The sequence below is a fragment of the Bradyrhizobium sp. ORS 278 genome, from assembly GCF_000026145.1.
GTDB lineage: Bacteria > Pseudomonadota > Alphaproteobacteria > Rhizobiales > Xanthobacteraceae > Bradyrhizobium.
Map to the genome: position 1 here is coordinate 4115513 of NC_009445.1, position 17868 is coordinate 4133380.

Here is a 17868-nt window from a genome sequence, read left to right on the forward strand (position 1 = left end):
GTAGACACAGACGAGCGCCAGACTGCGATGCAATAGCCGCTTGGCACCGCGGGGATTGGCCGCCGGGTGGCTGATCGCGCACCCGCTGCCGCCCCGCCCGGATCAGCTCCGGTTCAGCGACAGGCTGATGCGGGTGACGAGGCCATCCCAGTCGCGTTCCCAGGCCCTGGGATAGTTGATCAGCACGCAGTGCACGTAGCCGCCGCCGAAATTGCAGCGGTTGTACCAGACATAGTCGCCCTTGTAGCTCGACACCGCGAAGAACCGCGAGGTGACGCGCTTGTACTGGATGTTCGGCGGCGGGTTCTTCCTGGCGAGGAACGTGGCCGGCGACTCTCCGGCCTCGTTGGGCGCCGACTGCACCGTGAGATTGGCGCGGCCGTCGACGGTCTGGAAGCGCTGGCCATAGCCGTCCGGACGTCCCGCCGTCTCGCTGAACAGCGAGGCGGGAATGTCGACGGAGGTCCCGGTCTCCGGAATGCGGTAGGTCGTCCAGCGCACCGGCTCCGCTTGCACGGCTGCGGCGCAACACATGGCGCCGGCGAGCACGGCAAGGGCCTTGATGATCGAGGTCATGTCTGTCGTTCCAAACGGCTTGCGAGGGCAATCAGGCTAGCCAGGCTTCGCGGCCCTGCGAAGGCATGGCGCAGTGTCGCCGCACGAAACGCGCGGCCTCGCCGAAGGTTCAAGGCGCCGCCCGCGCTGCGCCATGTGGGCTCAACACGGGGGCGCATATCGCGTCACCGTTGCCGTTGTCCACGCCTGCCGAGGCTATGCCGCAAGTGGGCGACTCACTCTCTTGATGCTCGCCTGCGGCAACCATGACGCGGTTCGTCACGCGCGAAACCCGTGTGCGCGTCGACGGTGTTTTCGCGAATGCGCGCAACATGATTTGGCCTGTCCAGTCATCCGGCGAAAAATAAATTCCTTTCTCTTTTTCGGAAATTATGGTCATAATGCGTCGTCCCGCCCCGCAGCAGAGGGGCGCATCGCGATCGTCACGAGCGCTGGGTGCGGGACATGGTGGGCGCGGCGGGTTGCAGCATGCTGGTCATGCGGACGAACGACCCGGCGCGCACGGTCAAGTCGCGCGGTCCTGATCTCCCGACGCTGAGATCAAGGTCGAGAGCTCGACGAGCGCTCCGACCGATGGTGGCCAGAAAGCCGGCGCACCAGGGAGAACGCGAAGCAGCCGTTCCAACCAGCATGCAGGGGATGCCGGGTCGAACCGGCTGCGCCTGTGGTGACTGCCGCCTGCTTATCTTGTTGCAGGCGGGCCATGGGTGAGGCCTTCACCCGGCATTCCCTGCCCCTCGTATCCGAGCGAGGGCGACGCTGTCATCAGCACTCGGGCATAGCGTGCCGCGGGAACGCCGACGACTGTCCTTGTTCTGACGTGCCGGCCGATCGTGCCGTGCCTCGGCCGTAGCTGGGCTCATCATGCGACGCGTGCGGGATGCAACCTGGAGGATTATGCGGCTGTTGTTTGATAACCACATCCACGCGGAGATTTCCGCAACCGGCTTCCGTCGCCGTCAATCCCATGATACCAATCATTCTAATGATACCGGCGACCTTGTGGCCAACCGGCCACAGACATTAACGCCTCGCCACAAGTTGGCCGACGTCGCGGCGAACTGGCTGTATACTTCGAGTTGCTTTTGCAACCGGGCCGGCCTGTCGAAGCGGACCGTGCTCACGACGACTGGGCCTGCAGCGCTCGACGTCGCGAAATGCTTTCATGCTCGAATTAAGCCTAATATTACGAGGATCATCTTGGCGGTGAGCTCGTAACTTCAATCAGCAGCCGAGACGTGCAACAATACTTCGCACAACTGATATCAACCTCAGATTTAATTTACTCATCATTTACTTTCCTTATCTTCGCCCCAAAAACTGCACGATGCTGGGTTCCTCTTTCACAATTAGAACTCCTCTGGGGAGACTTGAAAACGACATCCCCGGAACGGGCTCTAACAACGTCAAGTATATTTTCGTCTCTCACTCTCCGTCTTCGTTTCGCGTACAGAGGTCCAAAATGACAACGCTCACCAAGGCTCTCCCGACCCATATCGAGGAGACCCGCTTCGACTCCGAGAAGCTCCGGACCGTTCTGATGCTGGCCGGCGCCACGGCGTTCGGCTTCATCCTTCATGCCACTTACGGTCTCGATCTCAGCTACGCCTTCTTTTGATTGAACCCGCCTGCCGATGCAGGGCGGCAGGCTGTTCATTGCCGGACGCGCTCGTCGTCCTCCCGGCTCGCGGGGATCATTGTCATCACCCCGCGCGTCGCCTCTCTCTGAAGCGCCGTGCGTGTCACGCAACGGGTCTGGCAGCCGCCCCTGCTTGGGCTCGCAAGTCTAAATTACATAGGCCGGACGCGCGGCTCCCACAATTTCGCCGCGACCACGCGACACGCTTGGGGTGTCGAGACGTCCGGACGTCGAGACGTGCGGTAGCTTGAGGACGAGTAGCGTCATGCGTTCGCCAGTGTATGATCTCTATCAGATGAAGCAGGACCGTCTGCCGAAGGGAGCCCGTTCGGCATGGCTGAGGACGCGGCCGAACGAGCCGCCGCCCGCGGCCGACGACTGGGTCTTCGTCGGCAAGGAACGCCATCCGAGCCGGTGGACCATCGCCGAGATGAACGAGAAAGGCATCTGCTATCGGGAGATCCCGATCTGGCTGTCGAGCCGCCGCAGCATGACGGCCGCGGCATCGACCGACAACGCGGTGCAGACGCCGGCGGCCTGACGGCCATGGATCGTTGGCGCGAGACCGGTCGGCCGCGCGTCAGGACAGCTGGACTCCATAGTAGTCGTCAACCTTGCGACCGGTCGCGAGATCGCCCCAGTCCCATTCGCGCTCGTCGGAATATTTCGGGGCGCCGCGCAGCTGGTCCTGGGTCACGGCGGTGACATAGCCGCCGAGCTGCGTGTCGTATTTCAGCGACGGCCAGGGCAACGGATAGTGGTCGTTGCCGAGGCCAAGGAAGCCGCCGAAGGCAAGCACGGCGTAGGAGACGCGGCCGCTCAGCTTGTCGATCATCACGCGCTCGATCGTGCCGATCCTGTCGCCGTCGGCACCATAGACCGCCGTGCCCTCGACCTTGTCGCTGCCGATCAGATTGCCATATTCGCTCTGTTCGAGCATCGCCGTATCCGTGATGGCCATTTCAACTCTCCCTTGTTTGTCGCGACTTCATGTCTTCTCCGCAGGCGTCTCCGGATGCCGCGTGGCCTCATGCGACGGCGACGTGGTGGCCGTCGTCTGGTGCGCCCGCTGCGCGCGTTCCTTGTCAGCCGGCTGTTCCTCGCCGCGCTCGGTTCTCACGATACCCTGGCTCTCACGATCCATCGGACGCTCCTTCGGTTGATCTCAATGCAGCAGGTCGAGCGGCACGCGACAGATCTCGTCGCCTTCTTCGTTGGTCACCAGGACCGCATAGTCCTGATGCCGCAGCTCGGGATGGTCCATGATCAGCTGACGTGCGATCACGTCGGCCGAGTCCATCGCCTCGACGTCGCCCGGAAGCTCGACGTAGCGCTCGCCCGCCAGCGTCTCGCTGTTCGTCAAATCAAAGTGATAAAACGGCATCTGTCCTGTCTCAGCTCTGCTCCGCCCGTCACCAGGGCGGCTTCACGCCGCTGCGCGGCGCAAGCGGCCGTCGCATGATGAAGACGACGCATGCCCGTAGCTTTCGTTCCCCACGGCGGGCCCATGAGCCAAACCGCCGCAACGACTTGGCGCCGAGGAGGTCGAGAAAGTCCGAATTCGCGTAATGCTGACGAAACGTTCACAGCGGTGGCTGGTTGGTTGCGACCCTCACAGGAGATACCGCATGGCCGACGACCACAACGCTTCGATCTCCCGCCGCCGAATGGTCGGAGGCACGGCGACACTCGCAGCGGCATCCCTCACCTCGGTTGCAGCGAAAGGACGTGACGCCATGGCCGCAGCTTCCACGACGCCGGAACAGCTGGTCGACCCCACTCAGAAATATCCGAAACCGCCGTTCGAGCAGCAATCGCAACCCTGGCCGGGCCTGGCCGGCAAGATGTCGCCCCGGCCCGATCATGGCGAGACCAGCTACAAGGGCTCCGGACGCCTCGCGGGGCGAAAGGCGCTGATCACCGGCGGCGATTCCGGCATGGGTCGCGCCGCCGCGATCGCCTACGCCCGCGAGGGCGCCGACGTCGCGATCAACTATTATCCGACCGAAGAGCCTGACGCGCAGGAGGTGATCGCGCTGATCAAGGACGAAGGACGCAGGGGGATCGCCATTCCCGGCGACCTGCGCGACGAGCGCTTCTGCCAGCAGCTGGTACAGCAGGCGCTCGAGGCGCTCGGAGGCCTCGACATCATCGTCAATAATGCAGGACGCCAGCAGGCTCGCCAGTCGATCCTCGACGTGTCGTCCGAGGATTTCGATGCGACGATGAAGACAAACATCTACGCGCCGTTCTGGATCATCAAGGCTGCCCTGCCCCATCTCAAGCCCGGCTCGGCCATCATCGGCACCTCGTCCGAGCAGGCCTATGACCCGTCACCCGATCTCTACGACTACGCGCAGACGAAAGCCGCGACGATGAACTATGTCAAGTCGCTGGCCAAGCAGCTCGGTCCGAAGGGCATCCGCGTCAACGCTGTCGCGCCCGGTCCGATCTGGACGCCGCTGCAGGTGTCGGGCGGAGCCACGATGGAGAAGCTGCAGAAATTCGGCGGTCAGACGCCGCTCGGTCGTCCCGGACAGCCGGCTGAGCTTGCGTCGATCTATGTCCAGTTGGCCGCAGCGGATGCAAGCTATGCCAATGGCCAGGTCTACGGCGCGGCAGGAGGGTCCGGGCAGCCATGACCGGTCGCGCGAACTAGATGTGCGTCACGGGTTGCGGCAAAGCGTAAGCCTCGGTGTGAACCTGGCGGATGGTGGTGAAAGCCGCCGCCGCCGAGGCAACGCTGAATGCGGTCAGCAGCGCAAGCATTATAGTACGAGGAGTCATCGCGCGTCCTCCCTGGTCGACGCTTAGTCCTGAGACAAACTTGCTTTCCGACCCGACAGCGGCGTCATCTCGCCATCGAGCCAGTCTTGTTCGAGCGCCAGCGCACGCCAGCCCTGAGCCATGCGCGTGTAGCGGCGACTTGCCGGATCACTCTCGGCTCGCTCTGCGAGTTGGAGGCAATTGTCGGCGTGTTCTCTGAAGATGTCTGACTGTTTCATGGAGATGAGTTGGGAGCCACTCCAAGCACCCGCAACCGGGTTACGCGATATTAATGTCCCCTCCATTTGCACGACCACACCGCATGGCGCAGGCAGCGAGCAGCCGGAACTGGTCGCATCAGCATGCCCAGGCGGCTGCTCAGCGTAGCTCTGGTCTTGCCGGGCTGGAACTCTGATAGCCGTTGTTGCTTCGAGCATTCCTCCATGGCGCGAGCGTATAGCTGTCAGCTTGACCCTTGAGTTCCACGCCTCATGCACCCAACGACAACGCAAAACTCATTTGGAACGAAAACGGGCGAGTGGAGTTGAGCCGCTTGTGCCAGTTCCATGCGGTTCCATTCGCTTTGAGATCGTGCACACGGCTTGATTTGATAGGTTGCCACAGCTTCTATGCCGCGACCTTTTGAGACTCGGATTCTTGTAGTCGTCCTGACTCGGGGGAACTTGATGAGCGATCTCGACACTGCAAAGAGCCCGCTGCCGATGCAGCAGGGCTCCCACCGTCACGGCAATGGCGCGGGAGCGGTGGACGCCAGCCAGGACCTGCTTCGTGCTCTTCAGGCGATGCGCTCTGGCGACTTCTCCGTCCGCATGAGCGGCGACTACCTGGGCATCGACGGGAAGATTGCCGATACCTTCAACGAGATCATCGCCGCCAATCAGCGCATGGCTCAGCAGTTGGAGCGCGTCGGGCAGGTCGTCGGTCGCGAAGGCAAGACGCGGCAGCGTGTCAGGTTCGGCATTGCCAGTGGCTCCTGGGCGGACATGGAAGGTTCCATCAATACGTTGATCGATGACCTGCTGTGGCCGACGCGGGAGGTCACCCGGGCCGTGGCTGCGGTGGCGCAAGGCGACCTCCTGCAGACCGTCAAGCTCGACGTCGACGGCCGGCCGCTGGGTGGTGAATTCCTGCAGTCAGCCACGATCGTCAACACGATGATCAAGCAGCTCAGCGTGTTCACCTCAGAAGTGACGCGGGTCGCGCGCGAGGTCGGCACCGAGGGCAAACTCGGTGGTCAGGCTCAGGTGCCCGAAGTGACCGGCGTCTGGAAAGACCTGACCGAGAGCGTCAACTCCATGGCCAACAATCTGACTGGCCAGGTTCGCAACATCGCTGAGGTGACCATCGCTGTCGCCAATGGCGACCTGTCCAAGAAGATCACCGTGGACGTCCGCGGCGAGATCCTGCAGCTGAAGGAAGCCATCAATACGATGGTCGATCAGTTGCGTTCTTTCGCCTCCGAGGTAACGCGCGTCGCGCGCGAGGTCGGCACGGACGGCAAGCTCGGTGGCCAGGCCATCGTCCCGGGCGTCGCCGGCACCTGGAAGGACCTGACGGACTCCGTCAACGCCATGTGCGGCAACCTCACCGCACAAGTCCGTAACATCGCTAACGTAACCACCGCCGTCGCGCGTGGCGACCTGTCGCGCAAGATCACGGTCGACGTGCGCGGCGAGATTCTCGAGTTGAAGGACACCATCAATACGATGGTGGACCAGCTCAATGCCTTCGCCTCCGAGGTGACGCGCGTCGCCCGCGAGGTCGGCACCGAGGGCAAGCTCGGCGGTCAGGCGCAGGTGCCCGGTGTGGCCGGCACGTGGAAGGACTTGACTGACAACGTCAACTTCATGGCGTCCAACCTGACAGCACAGGTCCGCAACATCGCCGATGTCGCGACCGCAATCGCGAGCGGCGACCTCTCGAAGAAGATCACCGTGAACGTCTCCGGCGAAATCCTTCAACTCAAGGAGACGCTGAACACGATGGTCGATCAGCTCAACGCCTTCGCCGGCGAGGTGACGCGCGTGGCGCGCGAGGTCGGCACCGACGGCCGGCTCGGCGGTCAGGCCAACGTGCTCGGCGTCGCCGGCACCTGGAAGGATCTCACTGAGAGCGTCAACTCGATGGCCTCGAACCTGACGGCACAGGTCCGCAACATCGCGGAGGTGACGACGGCGGTCGCCAATGGCGACCTGTCGAAGAAAATCACGGTGGACGTGCGCGGCGAGATCCTGGAGCTGAAAGACACCATCAACACGATGGTCGATCAGCTCAACGCCTTCGCCGGCGAGGTCACACGCGTCGCGCGCGAGGTCGGCACCGAGGGTAAGCTTGGCGGCCAGGCGATGGTCCGCGGCGTCGCCGGCACGTGGAAGGATCTCACCGACAGTGTCAACTCGATGGCCTCGAACCTCACGGGCCAGGTACGCAATATCGCCGAAGTGGCGACGGCCGTGGCCAAGGGCGACCTGTCGAAGAAGATCACCGTGAACGTGTCGGGTGAGATCCTGCAGCTGAAGGAAACCTTGAACACGATGGTCGATCAGCTCAACGCCTTCGCCGGAGAGGTCACGCGCGTCGCGCGCGAGGTCGGCACCGACGGCAAGCTCGGCGGCCAGGCCGAGGTGCCCGGTGTCGCCGGCACGTGGAAGGACCTGACCGACAGCGTGAACTCGATGGCCGGCAATCTCACGGCCCAGGTGCGCAACATCGCCGAGGTCGCGACCGCCATCGCCGGCGGCGATCTGTCGCGCAAGATCACCGTCGACGTACGCGGCGAAATCCTGAGCCTGAAGGAAACGCTGAACACGATGGTCGACCAGCTCAACCGCTTCGCGGGCGAGGTGACGCGCGTCGCGCGCGAGGTCGGCACCGAGGGGCGGCTTGGCGGACAGGCAAACGTGCCTGGCGTCGCCGGCACGTGGAAGGATCTCACCGACAGCGTCAACTCGATGGCCGGCAATCTGACTGCGCAGGTCCGCAACATCGCCGAGGTGACGACGGCCGTGGCGCGCGGCGACCTGTCGCGCAAGATCACGGTCGACGTGAAGGGCGAGATTCTGGAACTCAAGAACACCATCAACACCATGGTCGATCAGCTCAATGCCTTCGCCTCAGAGGTGACGCGTGTCGCGCGCGAGGTTGGAACCGAAGGCAAGCTCGGCGGCCAGGCCGAAGTGCCGGAAGTCGCGGGCACCTGGAAGGACCTCACCGACAGCGTCAACTTCATGGCCTCGAACCTGACGGCACAGGTGCGCAACATCGCCGAGGTGGCGACAGCGATCGCCGGCGGCGATCTGTCGAAGAAAATCACGGTCGACGTGCGCGGCGAGATCCTGCTGCTCAAGGACACCTTGAACACGATGGTCGAGCAGCTGCGCTCGTTTGCGGCCGAGGTGACCCGCGTCGCGCGCGAGGTCGGAACCGAAGGCCGCCTCGGCGGCCAGGCCGTGGTGCCCGGAGTCGGAGGCACATGGAAGGACCTCACCGACAACGTCAACCTGCTCGCGGCCAACCTGACCACGCAGGTCCGCAACATCGCCGAAGTCACGACGGCCGTCGCGCGCGGCGACCTCTCGCGCAAGATCACGGTCGACGTGAAGGGCGAGATCCTCGAGCTGAAGAACACCATCAACACGATGGTCGATCAGCTCAACGCCTTCGCAGGCGAGGTCACGCGCGTCGCGCGCGAGGTCGGCACCGAGGGCAAGCTCGGTGGCCAGGCGCAAGTGCCCGGCGTCGCCGGTACCTGGAAGGACCTCACCGACACCGTGAACTTCATGGCGGCCAACCTGACCGAGCAGGTCCGCGGCATCGTCAAGGTCGTGACGGCCGTGGCGAATGGCGACCTCAAGCAGAACCTCACCGTGAAGTCGAAGGGTGAGGTTGCCGCGCTCGCCGAAACCATCAACAACATGACCGAGACGCTCGCGACCTTCGCGGATCAGGTCACCAGCGTTGCGCGCGAGGTCGGCGTTGAAGGCCGTTTGGGCGGCCAAGCCAACGTGCCCGGCGCGGCCGGCACCTGGAAGGACCTGACCGGCAACGTCAACCTGCTGGCGGCCAACCTGACCTCGCAGGTGCGCGCGATCGCCGAGGTGGCGACCGCCGTGACCAAGGGCGACCTCACCCGCACCATTCAGGTCGATGCGCGCGGCGAGGTGGCCGAGCTCAAAGACAACATCAACACGATGATTACCAATCTGAGGCTGACGACCGACCTCAACACCGAGCAGGACTGGCTCAAGACGAACCTCGCCAAGTTCACCAACATGCTGCAGGGTCAGCGCGACCTCACCACTGTGGGTCGGCTGCTGCTGACCGAGCTGACGCCGCTGGTGAACGCGCATCGCGGCGTGATCTACCAGGTCGAAACCGAGTATACCCCGCAACTGCGCCTGCTCGCCTCCTACGCCAATGACGGCGTCTATCCGCATCGCCAGCTCGTCCAGTTCGGCGAGGGACTGATCGGCCAGTGCGCCATCGACAAGCGGCAGCGGCTGATCGCCGAAATCCCGGCCGATGTCATTCCGGTAGGCTCCGCCCTGCTCCGCGCCGTTCCGAAAAACCTCGTGGTGCTGCCGGTGCTGTTCGAAAATCAGGTCAAGGCCGTGATCGAGCTGGCGTCGCTGAGCCCGTTCACGACGTCGCAGATGACCTTCCTCGAGCAGCTGACGGACTCCATCGGCATCGTTCTCAACTCGATCGAGGCCACGATGCAGACCGAAGGCCTGCTGAAGCAGTCGCAGCAGCTCGCCGCGGAGCTGCAGGCGCAGCAGCGCGAGCTGCAGCAGACCAACGAGCAGCTCGAGCAGAAAGCGCAGCAACTCGCGGAGCGCAACGTCGAGGTCGAGCGCAAGAACCAGGAGATCGAGCAGGCTCGCCGCGCGCTCGAGGAGAAGGCAACCGAGCTCGCGCTGACCTCGAAGTACAAGTCCGAATTCCTCGCCAACATGTCGCACGAGCTGCGCACGCCGTTGAACAGCATCCTGATCCTCGGTCAGCAGTTGACCGAAAATCCGGACGGCAATCTCACCGTCAAGCAGGTCGAGTTCGCTCGTACCATCCATGGCGCCGGCACGGACCTGCTCAACCTCATCAGCGACATTCTTGATCTCTCCAAGATCGAATCCGGCACCGTTACGGTCGATGCGGAGGAGATCCTGACCGCCAACCTGCTGGAAACCGTTGGACGTCCGTTCCGGCATGAGGCGGAGAATCGCCTGCTCTCCTTCAACATCGACGTCGATCCGAACCTTGCCCGCAGCATCGTCACGGACTCCAAGCGATTGCAGCAGGTTCTGAAGAACCTGCTTTCGAACGCCTTCAAGTTCACCGCCGACGGCGGGGTCCGCTTGAAAGTATCAGCCGCGCTCGGTGGCTGGAGCGCCGATCACCCGGTGCTCAACAGCACGCCGGCCGTGATTGCCTTCGAAGTCACCGACACCGGCATCGGCATCCCGCAAGACAAGCAGAAGCTGATCTTCGAGGCCTTTCAGCAGGCTGATGCCGGCACCAGCCGCAAATATGGCGGCACCGGTCTTGGCCTGGCGATCAGCCGCGAGCTCGCCAACCTCTTGGGCGGCGAGATCCACCTGCGCAGCGCGCCCGGCAAGGGCAGCACCTTCACGCTGTATCTGCCGCTGAAATATTCCGGACCTGCCACGGCGCCGCGCGTCAGCCCGCCCGCTTCCGCCTCTTACCTCCAAACTCCCGCTCTGCAGCAGATCACGGCGCCAGAGCGCGTGATGGAACCGCTCCCGGACGACCGGCTCGATCTCGCGCCCGGAGACACCATTCTTCTTGTCGTCGAGGATGATCCTCATTACGCCCGCGTCCTGATCGATCTTGCGCGCGACAAGGGGTTCAAGGTTCTGATCGCAAGCCGGGGCGCCGAGGCGCTCGAGCTTGCCAAGCAGTATCAGCCTGCGGCGATCTCCCTCGACGTGTTCTTGCCGGACATGCTCGGCTGGACCGTTCTTAGTCAGCTGAAGCACAACCCGCTGACCCGGCACATCCCTGTGCAGATCATCACGCTCGACGAGGACCGCCAGCACGCGCTGGCACGCGGCGCGTTCTCCTTCGTCAGCAAGCCGACCACCACCGAAGGCGTCAGTGCGGCGCTGACGCAGATCAAGGAGTATGCCAAGCCCAGACGCAAGCGGTTGCTGATCGTGGAGGATAACGACGCCGAGCGGATGAGCATTCGCCAACTGCTTGAGCACGACGACATCGAGATCGTCGGAGCGGACACGGGTGCGGCCGCGCTCGATACGCTCCGCAGTGGTCCCTGTGACTGTGTCGTCCTCGATCTTCGGCTGCCCGACATGAGCGGCTTCGACGTGCTCGAGCAGTTGCGCACCGACGAGACACTGGCCGGCGTTCCGGTGGTGGTCTTCACCGGCCGGGAACTGTCGGCCGAGGAAGATGCCGAGCTGCACACCATGGCGCGCAGCATCGTGGTCAAGGGCGTCGAATCGCCCGAGCGTCTGCTCGATGAGACATCGCTGTTCCTGCACCGCGTCATCACGGAACTGCCGATCGAGAAGCAGCGCATGCTGGAAAAGCTGAACAGCTCCGACGAGGACCTCATCGGCAAGACCGTGCTGCTGGTCGACGACGACGCACGCAACATCTTCGCGCTGTCGAGCGTGCTGGAACGACGTGGCATGAAGGTGCTGACGGCAACGACCGGAAGCGAGGCCATCGACCTCGTGCAGGGAAACCCGGAGATTGCGATCGTGCTGATGGACATCATGATGCCCCAGATGGATGGCTATCAGACGATCGGCGTCATCAGGCAGTCCCCGATCTTCGCCCGCCTCCCCATCATCGCGTTGACCGCGAAGGCCATGAAGGGAGACCGCGAAAAGTGTCTCGAGGCCGGCGCCTCCGACTATCTGGCCAAACCCGTCAACACCGAGCAGCTGCTTCTTGCCATCCGCATGTGGCTGCACCGCTGAACGGCTGATCACCATGGAACATCCCAAGGTCAACATTCTCCTGGTCGACGACCAGCCCGCAAAGCTGCTCGCCTATGAAGTCATCCTGAAGGAGCTCGGAGAGAACCTCGTCGTCGCCACCTCGGGACGCGAAGCGCTCGAGATCCTGCTCAAGAACGAGATCGCCGTCATCCTGGTGGACGTCTGCATGCCGGAGCTCGACGGCTTCGAGCTGGCGCAGATGATCCGGGAGCATCCGCGCTTCCAGAAGATCGCAATCATCTTCATCTCCGCGGTTCAGGTCAGCGATTTCGACCGGCTGCGCGGCTATGAGATGGGGGCCGTCGACTACGTGCCCGTGCCTGTCGTGCCCGAAGTGCTGCGGGCGAAGATCAAGGTCTTTGCCGAGCTCTATCGCAAGACCCGCGAGCTGGAGCATCTCAACCTCGAGCTGGAGAATCGCGTGCGCGCGCGCACTGCCGAGCTGGAGAAGTCCACGGCTCAGCTGCTCGAAAGCGAGCAGCGCCGCAGCATGGCGATCGCCGCCGGCCGGATGGGCTCCTGGGATTGGGACGGCGTAAATGGCGATTGGATGTGGGACGAGGGCCAGTACCGGATCTTCGGCGTGACGCCGCAGAGCTTCGAGCTCAACAGCGTGAACATCATGGGCCTGCTGCATCCGGAGGACGCCGAGCGTGCGCGGCAGGTCGTCGCTGAATTCAGCCGGGGCGCGACATCGTACGAGGCCGAATTCCGGATCCTCAGGCCCAGCGGAGAGGAGCGATGGTGCGTCGGAACGGCGGCTGCCACGACGGACAAGGCCGGCCGCGTGATCCGCGTCAGCGGAGTCACCGTCGACATCACCGAGCGCAAGCGCGCCGAGGAGCGCCAGAACCTGTTGACGCGCGAAGTCGACCACCGCGCCAAGAATGCGCTCACGCTGGCGCAATCGATCGTGAGGCTGACCAAGGCCGATAGCGTGCGGACCTATGTCAGCGCGGTCGAGGGCCGCATCAGCGCGCTCGCGCGGGTTCACACCATTCTGTCGCTGTCGAGCTGGCAGGGCGCGGAGATCGGCCGGCTGGTGTCCGAGGAGCTGGCGCCCTATGCCACCGGCGGACAGGTCGCCTTCAGTGGCGCCGAATTGCAACTCGAACCTGCGACGGCACAGACGCTTGCACTGGCGCTGCACGAGCTGGTGACCAACTCCGCCAAATACGGTGCGCTTTCGGTCCGCTCCGGCCAGCTGTCGGTGAAATGGACCATCGAAGAGGATCGCCTCGACCTTGTATGGATCGAGACCGGCGGACCGCTGGTTCACGTGCCGACGTCTCGCGGGTTCGGCACCCGCAGCCTGATGGCCAGCGTCGAGAGCCAGCTCGGCGGCCGCGCGCTGTTTGATTGGCGTCCGGAAGGATTGATCTGCCGCCTTATCGTTCCGCTTCGCCCCGGCGCATCTCCGCCGGAGATGACCAGCGCTTTCGTGAAGGCCACGCCTGACCAGAACCGTCGGCGCGCTGCGAGTTGACCCCGCCGCCGCCTAGCCCGCCGCGTCCCGCCTGATCCTGACCGGAACTGATTTGGCCGCTGGCACCTTGCTGCCCTCGGCGTAGTGCCATAGCGGAATCAGTCCGTTGCACTCCGGATAGTAGGCGGCAACGCTGTAGCGCGGAATGTCGAACGCGACCACCTGGAGGCCGCCGAGCGACCGCTCCACACCGTCGTCGGCCACGGTCGAAAGGCGGATCATGTCGCCTTGCGCCAAGCCGAGCTCGCCGATGTCTTGCACGTTCATGAACACAACCATACGGCCGCCGCTGACACCGCGAAAGCGGTCGTCCTCATTGTAGATCGTGGTGTTGAACTGCCCGTCGGCACGCAAGGTCATCAACTGGAACACGCCGTTGCCCTGCTCAGGCGGATTCAAGGCAGCCTTTGGCACCGTGAAGTTCGCCTTGCCGGTCTTTGTCTTCCACTTGCGCTCACGTGCGCCGAGTGGACGTGGAAAGCCGCCAGGCTCGAAGAGCCGTACATTGAAGTCCTTGAATTGATCCGGATAGGTCTGCTCGATTGCATCCCTGATCAGCGCGTAGTCGCCAACCCATCTGTCCCAGTCCACGTTCGGATTGGGGGCCAGGGTTGCCTTGGCCAGTCCTGCGACGATGGCAGGCTCGGACAACAATCCTTCGGCGACCGGCTGGCGCTGGCCGCGCGAGCCGTGAATGCAGGTCGTGGAATCTTCCATCGCCACGGCCTGCGGCCCGCTCGCCTGCCGATCGATCTCGATCCGGCCGAGGCACGGCAGCAGATAGGTGTGCTCGCCGGGGACGAGATGCGTGCGGTTGAGTTTGGTTGCGATCTGGACCGACAAGCGGAGCCTCGACCAGGCAGGCTCCATCAGCGAGGTCTCCGGCACCGCGCGCAGGAAATTTCCTCCAAGACCGACGAAGCCCTTCACGTCGCCTTTGATGATCGCCTCGCAGGCGTCGACCGTGCTGAGACCATCCCAGCGCGGCGGCTCGAAATTGTAGAGCTCGGCCAGCCGGTCGAGCGGCACCAGCTTGGTCTTCTCGGAAATCCCGACCGTGCGCTGCCCCTGCACGTTGGAATGCCCGCGGACCGGCGAGATGCCGGCCCCAGGCCTGCCGATATTACCGCGCAGCAGCAGGAGATTCACGATCATCTTCGCAGTCTCGACGCCGTGGCGATGCTGCGTGATCCCCATGCCGTAATTGGCGATCACCGCATGCGCGGACGCGTAGACCTTGGCAGCTTCGAGAATATCAGTCCGGCCAAGCCCGGAGGCGTGTTCGATGTCGTGCCAAGCCGCCTGCCGGCAGTAGCTCGCGAAGTCATCGAAGCCGGACGTGTGCTGTTCGATGAAGGCAACGTCGAGAACCCGCGGCCCCTTCGTAGCGATCGCAGCGTCATCGGCCTCGATGACCGCCTTGCACAGCCCGAGCAGCGCCGCGCCGTCGCCGCCGACCCTGAGCTGATGGTATTGCGTGCTGATGCGCGTGCCGCCGGTCAGCACCATCTGGATCGGATTTTGCGGATTTGTGAACCGCTCCAAGCCACGCTCACGCAGCGGATTGAACGTGATGATGGGGACACCACGTTGCGCCGCCCGCTGCAGCGGATGCAGCATGCGAGGCGAGTTGGTCGTGGTGTTCTGACCAAAGAAGAGGATGCAGTCGGCCTTGTCGTAATCGTCCAGCAGCACGGTGCCCACAGGGACGCCGATCACCTCCGGAAGGGCGACCGAGGTCGATTCATGGCACATGTTGGAGCTGTCGGGGAAATTGTTGGTGCCATACATTCGGCCGAACAGCTGGTACATGTAGCTCGTCTCGAGCGAGGCGCGACCCGACGTGTACATCACCACCTTGCGAGGATCGAGCGCCTTCAACTCAGCTCCGATCGCGCCGAACGCCTCGTCCCAGCCCACCGGAAGGTAGCGATCGCTCGCGGCATCGTAGCGCATCGGATGGGTCAGCCGGCCCTGCTCCTCGAGCTGATGGTCCGACCACGTTCGCAGCTCGGTCAGGGTATGCCGGGCGAAAAACTCGGGCCCGACGGTCTTGCCGGTGATTTCCCAGGCGGTGGCTTTCGCGCCGTTCTCACAGAATTCGAACGGATGCGGTTGTGCCGGCTTCGCCCATGAGCAGCTCACGCACATGAAGCCGCCAGGCTTGTTCTGCTTCAAGAGGATTTCGCTGCCAAGCAGCGTGACTTCCTCCTGAGTGAGGATACTCGCGACGGCGCGCACCGATCCCCAGCCGCCGGCAGGTGCGTTGTAGTCCTGAATCTTCGCCTTTTCACTCACGATCCATCTCCGCGGCCTGAAAGCCCGGCCAACCCGTGACCGAGATGCAAGTTCCGACCCTCACGGGAGATTGCGCAGTGGCCGCAAGGAAGCGGCAGAGAGCAGGATCATCGGCAAATTAGGAACGACGAGCCGTGGCGAGCGTCTTTTATCTGTCTCCGGCGGCGTTCCCCCATCTCGCTGGAGACACTCCGTGTGGACTGCGGCCCAGCGTTCGACCCCTCGGGCGCTGGGCCTGTCCTTGGACGAGGCCAGGCAGGCTCCGGCCTCGTCCAAGACATCGCCTTAAGCGGCGCTCCGTTGCAGATGCCGGCCTTCCTTCACCTCTTCGATGATCTTGGCACTGAACGCTTCGAGATCGCCGGGATTGCGCGACGTGATGACGCCTTGGTCGACGACGACTTCCGCGTCCTGCCACTGGGCGCCGGCATTGGCGACGTCCGTCTTGATGGATTTATAGGACGTCATTTTACGCCCCTTCGCGATGCCGGTCTCAATCAGCAGCCACGGCGCATGGCAGACCGCAGCCACGATCTTCTTGGCATTGAAGATGTCCTTGATGAACTGCAGCGCCTTCGGCTCGAGGCGCAGCAGATCCGGATTGATCTGGCCGCCCGGGAGCACGATGGCGTCATAATCGGACGCTTGCGCCTGGTCGAGCGTCTTGTCGACCTTGACCGGCCTGCCCCAGTCCTTCTGGTCCCATCCTTTGATCTCGCCCGGCGCAAGCGAAACGATCTCCACCGTCGCTCCAGCCTGCGACAGGCGATCGCGCGGCACTTCCAACTCGGATTGCTCGAAACCGTTGGTCGCGAGGATCGCAATCCTTTTTCCCTTGATGTCCATGACAGATGCTCTCGTTTTGGGTCGATGACGGCGGGCAACATTGCGCATGCGCCCATCGTTCCGCAGCGATCGATGGCCGATTGTCACAACTGGTCGATCGACCGAGTCGGACTGCAGATGGAACCCCAGCGCTCCGATCCCGTTTTCCCGTCGCGAGCAGCTTCTGGTGCCCGACCGAGGACAAGCCGGGCGTGCTCTGTTGACGATCTGGAGTGTTCCGTGCCCTACGCTCTGTTTGAGAATGACGAAAGGCTGACGCGTCCGTTTCGAACCGAACGGGAGGTGTGGGAGGCTGCCGAGCAGGCCGATCTGGTCACCCTCGATACCCACGGCGAGAAGGTGCTCGACAACAATTTTGAGATCAAGCCGTGCGAAGCCACGGCCGACGAACTCGCGGCCGCTGGGCCGGATATCGTGTTGCCGGCTGCGAGAGACGATGCCGCAGGCGGGACAAGCCCGTTGCGAACGACGTCGCAGGCCACTCCCAAGAAAACCACGCCCTCTTCGAGCTAATCAGATGATCACCATCCGTCGTGGCGGTGAGAGTTGCGAACCGACACCTGACGTAGAACATATAATGAACCAATAGCCGTCCGCCGGGTTGTTCTCGGCACGTGAACGGAGACTTCCATGACCGAAAAACTCGAGAAGGATCCCAGAGACTGGGCTTCAGGCGACGACCCGATGACGGATGCGCAAGCGTCATATTTGAAGACCCTGAGCGAGCAGGCCGGGCGACCAGATCCGACGACGGACGTGCGGACCAAGGCCGAAGCATCCGTACTGATCGATGAGTTCAGACGCGCCGCCGGGCTGAACTAAGGGAAAGCTATCGGTCGTTGACCGGTATCCGAATCCTGCCATGTCGAAGACGGGCGTGTCGCGAATCAAGAGCCGCTCGGTTAATCTTTGCGCCCTTTCTAGGGAGTGCAGGATGGTTGCGGATAGTGACAGCAGGGTTGCCTGGCATCGCGCTCAGCTGAAGAAGAACCGCGCAGCATTGAAGCAGATCGAGACGGCGCGGTTCACGGTCGGCGAGAGCGCGGATTGCAGGTCGATCGAGCGGACCAAGCGACAGGTCGCTGAACTTCAGCTCAAGATCCGGGAGTCGGAACAGGTGATCGGGCAGCACGACAAACAGGTACGACGTCCGCTCGCCACCGACTTGCGCAGCCTCTCAAACGTCGCCTGGCGCAACTGGACCGGCAACGGCCCGCGCTGACGAATGTGACCGGATTCTGATCGACCGATCG

At 63.3% G+C, this 17868-nt stretch carries 15 protein-coding genes; 8 read left to right on the plus strand and 7 right to left on the minus strand.

The features are described from left to right. Window positions 1–102 precede the first annotated feature (102 nt). Window positions 103–576, minus strand: a complete 474-nt coding sequence (locus BRADO_RS18360) for a hypothetical protein (protein ID WP_011926831.1) — start codon at window positions 574–576, stop codon at window positions 103–105. 1462 nt (window positions 577–2038) lie between these two features. Between BRADO_RS18360 and BRADO_RS35460 the strand changes: the two genes are divergently transcribed. Further along, the gene (locus tag BRADO_RS35460) at window positions 2039–2194 is read left to right on the plus strand and encodes a hypothetical protein (protein ID WP_011926833.1); all 156 of its coding nucleotides are present in this window, start codon (window positions 2039–2041) and stop codon (window positions 2192–2194) included. Window positions 2195–2480: 286 nt separating this feature from the next. Then, the gene (locus BRADO_RS18365; RefSeq protein ID WP_011926834.1) at window positions 2481–2756 is read left to right on the plus strand and encodes a hypothetical protein; all 276 of its coding nucleotides are present in this window, start codon (window positions 2481–2483) and stop codon (window positions 2754–2756) included. Window positions 2757–2795: 39 nt separating this feature from the next. On the opposite strand, the gene BRADO_RS18370 is transcribed toward BRADO_RS18365, so the two are convergent. The 3 genes from BRADO_RS18370 to BRADO_RS18375 are packed head-to-tail and all read right to left on the minus strand — an operon-like array spanning window position 2796 to window position 3599. Next, complete coding sequence (locus tag BRADO_RS18370) at window positions 2796–3176, minus strand: PRC-barrel domain-containing protein (RefSeq protein ID WP_011926835.1); 381 nt, start codon at window positions 3174–3176, stop codon at window positions 2796–2798. A 27-nt stretch (window positions 3177–3203) separates the two neighbouring features. Beyond that, window positions 3204–3359, minus strand: a complete 156-nt coding sequence (locus tag BRADO_RS35465) for a hypothetical protein (protein ID WP_173363507.1) — start codon at window positions 3357–3359, stop codon at window positions 3204–3206. Window positions 3360–3380: 21 nt separating this feature from the next. Beyond that, entirely contained in the window at window positions 3381–3599 is a 219-nt protein-coding gene (locus BRADO_RS18375) for a hypothetical protein (RefSeq protein WP_011926836.1), read from the minus strand. A gap of 244 nt (window positions 3600–3843) precedes the next feature. Between BRADO_RS18375 and BRADO_RS18380 the strand changes: the two genes are divergently transcribed. After that, window positions 3844–4857 carry an SDR family oxidoreductase gene (locus tag BRADO_RS18380; protein WP_011926837.1) on the plus strand — a complete coding sequence of 338 codons (1014 nt, stop codon included), beginning with the start codon at window positions 3844–3846 and terminating at the stop codon, window positions 4855–4857. Window positions 4858–5025: 168 nt separating this feature from the next. Here BRADO_RS18380 and BRADO_RS35790 read toward each other — a convergent pair whose 3' ends face one another. Beyond that, window positions 5026–5220, minus strand: coding sequence for a hypothetical protein (locus BRADO_RS35790; RefSeq protein WP_011926838.1), 195 nt, complete (start codon window positions 5218–5220; stop codon window positions 5026–5028). A gap of 483 nt (window positions 5221–5703) precedes the next feature. On the opposite strand from BRADO_RS35790, the gene BRADO_RS18390 reads away from it, so the two are divergent. Continuing rightward, window positions 5704–11964: a HAMP domain-containing protein gene (locus tag BRADO_RS18390; RefSeq protein WP_085972887.1), complete on the plus strand. Its 6261-nt coding sequence runs from the start codon at window positions 5704–5706 to the stop codon at window positions 11962–11964. Between the two features lie 13 nt (window positions 11965–11977). Then, the gene (locus tag BRADO_RS18395; protein WP_041756693.1) at window positions 11978–13471 is read left to right on the plus strand and encodes an HWE histidine kinase domain-containing protein; all 1494 of its coding nucleotides are present in this window, start codon (window positions 11978–11980) and stop codon (window positions 13469–13471) included. Window positions 13472–13483: 12 nt separating this feature from the next. Here BRADO_RS18395 and BRADO_RS18400 read toward each other — a convergent pair whose 3' ends face one another. Both BRADO_RS18400 and BRADO_RS18405 read right to left on the minus strand, forming a co-directional pair. Next, window positions 13484–15769 carry an FdhF/YdeP family oxidoreductase gene (locus BRADO_RS18400; RefSeq protein ID WP_011926841.1) on the minus strand — a complete coding sequence of 762 codons (2286 nt, stop codon included), beginning with the start codon at window positions 15767–15769 and terminating at the stop codon, window positions 13484–13486. Between the two features lie 285 nt (window positions 15770–16054). After that, window positions 16055–16615, minus strand: coding sequence for a type 1 glutamine amidotransferase domain-containing protein (locus BRADO_RS18405; RefSeq protein ID WP_011926842.1), 561 nt, complete (start codon window positions 16613–16615; stop codon window positions 16055–16057). A gap of 219 nt (window positions 16616–16834) precedes the next feature. Between BRADO_RS18405 and BRADO_RS18410 the strand changes: the two genes are divergently transcribed. The 3 genes from BRADO_RS18410 (at window position 16835) to BRADO_RS18420 (ending at window position 17837) form a co-directional block, all read left to right on the plus strand. Then, window positions 16835–17128 carry a hypothetical protein gene (locus BRADO_RS18410; protein WP_041756695.1) on the plus strand — a complete coding sequence of 98 codons (294 nt, stop codon included), beginning with the start codon at window positions 16835–16837 and terminating at the stop codon, window positions 17126–17128. Window positions 17129–17245: 117 nt separating this feature from the next. Continuing rightward, on the plus strand, window positions 17246–17437 hold the full coding sequence (locus BRADO_RS18415) for a DUF3072 domain-containing protein (protein WP_011926844.1): 192 nt from the start codon (window positions 17246–17248) through the stop codon (window positions 17435–17437). A gap of 112 nt (window positions 17438–17549) precedes the next feature. Further along, window positions 17550–17837, plus strand: a complete 288-nt coding sequence (locus BRADO_RS18420; protein WP_011926845.1) for a hypothetical protein — start codon at window positions 17550–17552, stop codon at window positions 17835–17837. Window positions 17838–17868 lie beyond the last annotated feature (31 nt).

Bases quoted from the DNA above. Each gene is read 5' to 3' on its own strand.
- BRADO_RS18415 (WP_011926844.1), top strand. From the start codon at position 17,246: ATGACCGAAAAACTCGAGAAGGATCCCAGAGACTGGGCTTCAGGCGAC.
- BRADO_RS18375 (WP_011926836.1), bottom strand. From the start codon at position 3,599: ATGCCGTTTTATCACTTTGATTTGACGAACAGCGAGACGCTGGCGGGC.
- BRADO_RS18390 (WP_085972887.1), top strand. From the start codon at position 5,704: ATGCAGCAGGGCTCCCACCGTCACGGCAATGGCGCGGGAGCGGTGGAC.
- BRADO_RS18365 (WP_011926834.1), top strand. From the start codon at position 2,481: ATGCGTTCGCCAGTGTATGATCTCTATCAGATGAAGCAGGACCGTCTG.
- BRADO_RS18360 (WP_011926831.1), bottom strand. From the start codon at position 576: ATGACCTCGATCATCAAGGCCCTTGCCGTGCTCGCCGGCGCCATGTGT.
- BRADO_RS18395 (WP_041756693.1), top strand. From the start codon at position 11,978: ATGGAACATCCCAAGGTCAACATTCTCCTGGTCGACGACCAGCCCGCA.
- BRADO_RS18370 (WP_011926835.1), bottom strand. From the start codon at position 3,176: ATGGCCATCACGGATACGGCGATGCTCGAACAGAGCGAATATGGCAAT.
- BRADO_RS35790 (WP_011926838.1), bottom strand. From the start codon at position 5,220: ATGAAACAGTCAGACATCTTCAGAGAACACGCCGACAATTGCCTCCAA.
- BRADO_RS18380 (WP_011926837.1), top strand. From the start codon at position 3,844: ATGGCCGACGACCACAACGCTTCGATCTCCCGCCGCCGAATGGTCGGA.
- BRADO_RS18420 (WP_011926845.1), top strand. From the start codon at position 17,550: ATGGTTGCGGATAGTGACAGCAGGGTTGCCTGGCATCGCGCTCAGCTG.
- BRADO_RS35465 (WP_173363507.1), bottom strand. From the start codon at position 3,359: ATGGATCGTGAGAGCCAGGGTATCGTGAGAACCGAGCGCGGCGAGGAA.
- BRADO_RS18405 (WP_011926842.1), bottom strand. From the start codon at position 16,615: ATGGACATCAAGGGAAAAAGGATTGCGATCCTCGCGACCAACGGTTTC.
- BRADO_RS35460 (WP_011926833.1), top strand. From the start codon at position 2,039: ATGACAACGCTCACCAAGGCTCTCCCGACCCATATCGAGGAGACCCGC.